Annotated in this window: 5 protein-coding genes; 1 reads left to right on the top strand and 4 read right to left on the bottom strand. The window is 39.0% G+C overall.

Going from position 1 to position 3,364, the window contains the following annotated elements:
- The 4 genes from G4P69_RS40805 to G4P69_RS36365 all read right to left on the bottom strand — a co-directional run.
- A partial coding sequence (locus G4P69_RS40805; protein ID WP_390693950.1) for a GDP-mannose 4,6-dehydratase occupies window positions 1–217 on the bottom strand: 217 nt, incomplete at its 3' end.
- A 32-nt stretch (window positions 218–249) separates the two neighbouring features.
- Window positions 250–1,275 (bottom strand): methyltransferase, TIGR04325 family, encoded by a 1,026-nt coding sequence (locus tag G4P69_RS36375; protein WP_208341311.1) that lies wholly within the window; start codon window positions 1,273–1,275, stop codon window positions 250–252.
- 43 nt (window positions 1,276–1,318) lie between these two features.
- The gene (locus G4P69_RS36370) at window positions 1,319–1,777 is read right to left on the bottom strand and encodes a tetratricopeptide repeat protein (RefSeq protein WP_243903165.1); all 459 of its coding nucleotides are present in this window, start codon (window positions 1,775–1,777) and stop codon (window positions 1,319–1,321) included.
- Between the two features lie 296 nt (window positions 1,778–2,073).
- A complete protein-coding gene (locus tag G4P69_RS36365) occupies window positions 2,074–2,298 on the bottom strand; it encodes a hypothetical protein (RefSeq protein WP_208343654.1) in 225 nt (74 codons plus the stop codon).
- A 278-nt stretch (window positions 2,299–2,576) separates the two neighbouring features.
- Here G4P69_RS36365 and G4P69_RS36360 point away from each other — a divergent pair, with 278 nt between their 5' ends.
- The gene (locus G4P69_RS36360) at window positions 2,577–3,323 is read left to right on the top strand and encodes a class I SAM-dependent methyltransferase (protein ID WP_208343652.1); all 747 of its coding nucleotides are present in this window, start codon (window positions 2,577–2,579) and stop codon (window positions 3,321–3,323) included.
- Window positions 3,324–3,364 lie beyond the last annotated feature (41 nt).

Genomic DNA, 3,364 nt, shown 5'->3' with positions numbered 1-3,364 from the left:
AGTTAAAGAGATAATCTTGCCCTTGAATTAAATAACAGATACTATGAGGGTCACGAACATCAGAGATATTGACCTTCACTGCATCTTCAATTCCAGCAATATTAAACAAATTACCGCCGTATTCTGGGATCAGGCTATCTACTAGAGACACTTCGGCCCCCAGTTCTACCAATCGTCGAGCCAAGTTGCTACCAATAAACCCTAACCCGCCTGTAATTTAAGCTTTACGCCCTTTGAAAGGATTATCAGTCATGTTTTTGAACCATATACTTGTGGGCAAAAGAGAAAACCGCGACATTCCGCATGTTCTGGTGCATCCTGTACCGAGAATCTTTCTTCAATCAAAAACTCTCGCACCAACTCCATCTGCAAGCTACTTAGATAATTTAAAAACACTTGACGATTTAAGAACCACCCCATATACTCCGTCTGATATCCATATCTATAAGCTCTTTGCAGCACCACAAATGATTCCGCTTGATGAACAATTGGTAGGCGTGTAATATAAAGAGAAGAGCGGCTTACCGCAGCAAGTTTTTGAGCAACTATTTGCCAATTTTCGACATATTGCAATGATGAGCTTGCTAATACTAAGTCATAACTTTGTTTAAAACATTCCTCCTCATCTTCATAGAAGTGAACCTCTGGCAAGCATTCCCGTCCGCCCTCACATAAAAAAGGAACTTCTTTACAGTGATAATCAATTTCTATATCTGGCATTAAAGATTTACTAATTAGGTAATAATCTCCTATCCCACCCCCCCAGTCGAGAATAGAAATTTTATCTTTTTTTCGGGCAGTTAAAGCCAGCACATAAGCATATGTCATGTACGTGTTATGCGCTGAATAGCTCTTTCCTAAAGGTCTAGTACTTTGAACTAATTGTAAAAGTTCAGGCAAATTTTGCTTACGAATTTTCAAAATGCTTTCAACATCCCAGCCTTTGATAGAGAAATTTTTAGTCCCCCAACCTTCGGGAAGATATTCCCATTCGGGAAGTACTGACGATTCACGTTGGTTCTCTAATATTTCATTAAGAAAAATAGTTTCCTCTTCCGTCAAGGATTCATTTTTAATATTGCTATTTAGTAAAAATTTATATGCTCTGCCTATATTTCCCAAGTAGGATTTTTCTAAATTATCTGTTGATAAATTTAGCCAATATTCTGCAATCTCTTTGCGGGAGTATATCAGTTTATTTATTACATTCTTGTTTTCAATTTGTTCCTGATAATCCTTCAGGGATTGAGTTATATTTTCTGTTTTTTTTACCATTACTTGACTCTCATATTATTTATTTGTTGAGATGGTAATTGCTTTATTTTTTGTTTGGTGTTTTAGGCTCAATTACTCTTAAAGAATCATTAGTTTTGTCATTACTCAATTGCTGTTTTACCTCTCCCAACATCTGCTTATAATCCTTCCTCTGGGGATCTAGTTTCACCAATTTCTCCAAAGGTGGAATAGCAGCCTGTAGGTTTTTCAACCGTATCCGTGCGCGCACCAAGTTTTCCAAAGCCACTCGATTTTCTGGTTCACGCTGTAATACCATCTCCAACCCCCGCACTTGTTGCTGTAGTGAAGATGTAGCAAGCGCAGTTACCGGAGGCTTGGAACCTTGTAAAGCTTCTTTTAGTGCAGGTACTACAGCAAAGATTGTAGACCCGAGGAACGATATAATCGATACAATACTGACAAGCTTTTGCCGCCGCTCAAATCTCCTACGGCGGGCAACTACGTAGTGTTCTCCAGAAATGGTCATGCTTCGCTGTTTCATGTGGTAAATACTTAGATATCAACACCCTTACTCTTGTAAGGATACCCACCTCTACCGCAGAAACTATCATCTGGAGGGCAAATTTCTTAAAATGCCTACTGAAATATAAACAAAATTTCTAATGATAACGGTACTTTACAATAGTGGCTCTCATTAGACATCTCCAAAAATGTTGAAGGGGCGAACACCGTTCGCCCCCACAAATATGTTGCACTTGACCAAGAATAGCTATAATCTGGAACGCACCCTTAAAAATTGCACCCTAATTAATCTGAAGCTAAAAACTTAAGTTAGTTTTAATACCGCCATTCATAGTGTCCTCTAATCCATTGCCGGTGGTGATTTCTATACTGCCAATGTCCAGGAATGAAGACGCGGTGTCTACCGCGAGCAATAAATTCACCTCTGTGTTCCGTTGGGCGGATTCCAGAACGAATAATTACTTCTGACGCTGAGGCTTTTGTTGCGAAAGTAGTCATTAAAGGTAGTGCAATGAGCGCACCTGCAATAATCTTTTTCATAGTTAACTTTCCTTGTCTTGACCAATTTACTTTGTTGTCTGACAGTTACTATCCTAAAAGTTCAACTTCTAAGTATGTAGAGAAAAAGTTACTGATCTATTTATGACTGCAGTATGTATCTAAATGTGACTAATTTCCTAGTTCATACTAGAGATTTCAAGGACTTGATTTTCAATCAGCAGGGTATTACTACTACATCGGGTACGGAAATCAAAGTAATATCTAGACATAAGTGAAAAGCTTACTTTATAAGTCTTGTCGTACTATCGGAGCTAAAAATGTCTGCACACTACGATCAAATAGCTGAGGACTACAAAAAATCGAAAGAATTACCCTGTCGGGTGTATGAAGTATATACGTTCTTCAAAATGCTAGGAGATATTGCTGGAAAATCAATCCTAGATCTTGCTTGTGGTGAAGGCTCTTATACCCGGAAGCTTAAGCTTTCAGGCGCTGGGCGAGTGGTTGGTGTAGACATCTCCCAAAAAATGATTGAATTAGCACGACAGGAAGAAGCTAAACAACCACTCGGTATTGAATATATCGTCGGTGATGTGCTGGAAATTGGCAAAATTGGTAGCTTTGATCTTGTAGTTGCCGCGTATCTGTTGAATTATGCCCAGACGAAAGAAGAATTGCTGAAGATGTGCCAAGCTATTTTCATTAACCTACAACCTGGCGGTCGCTTCGTAACTATAAATGACAATATTCTATTGCGCCCTGAATTCTATTCCAAATCAGCAAAATATGGAATGAATAAAAGTATCTCTGGAGAACTTCAGGAAGGAACACCCATAACTTACACAATGTCTATTAATGGATCTACATTCAGCTTCTTGAACTATTACCTGAGTCAAGAAACTTATGAGTCAGTATTTCGAGAAGTTGGTTTTAAACAAGTTCGTTGGCAAAAACTTATAGTCTCTCCCGAAGTAGTGGAAGAATTTGACCAAGAGTTTTGGCAAGATCTCCGTGATTACCCTGCTTCAATTGGTATCGAGTGCGTGAACTACCCCACCGCTTAGGCGGATGGGGCTTCGGTATTCATCGGGGTGTGCCTTAGTTT

Source organism: Aetokthonos hydrillicola CCALA 1050 (assembly GCF_017591665.1).
GTDB lineage: Bacteria > Cyanobacteriota > Cyanobacteriia > Cyanobacteriales > Nostocaceae > Aetokthonos > Aetokthonos hydrillicola.
Note: the sequence above shows the minus strand (reverse complement) of the source record. Positions and strands in the feature narration are given on the sequence as shown.

Excerpts from the sequence above, each read along its gene's own strand:
- G4P69_RS36375 (WP_208341311.1), bottom strand. The coding sequence starts at position 1,275 with ATGGTAAAAAAAACAGAAAATATAACTCAATCCCTGAAGGATTATCAG.
- G4P69_RS36360 (WP_208343652.1), top strand. The coding sequence starts at position 2,577 with ATGTCTGCACACTACGATCAAATAGCTGAGGACTACAAAAAATCGAAA.
- G4P69_RS36370 (WP_243903165.1), bottom strand. The coding sequence starts at position 1,777 with ATGAAACAGCGAAGCATGACCATTTCTGGAGAACACTACGTAGTTGCC.
- G4P69_RS36365 (WP_208343654.1), bottom strand. The coding sequence starts at position 2,298 with ATGAAAAAGATTATTGCAGGTGCGCTCATTGCACTACCTTTAATGACT.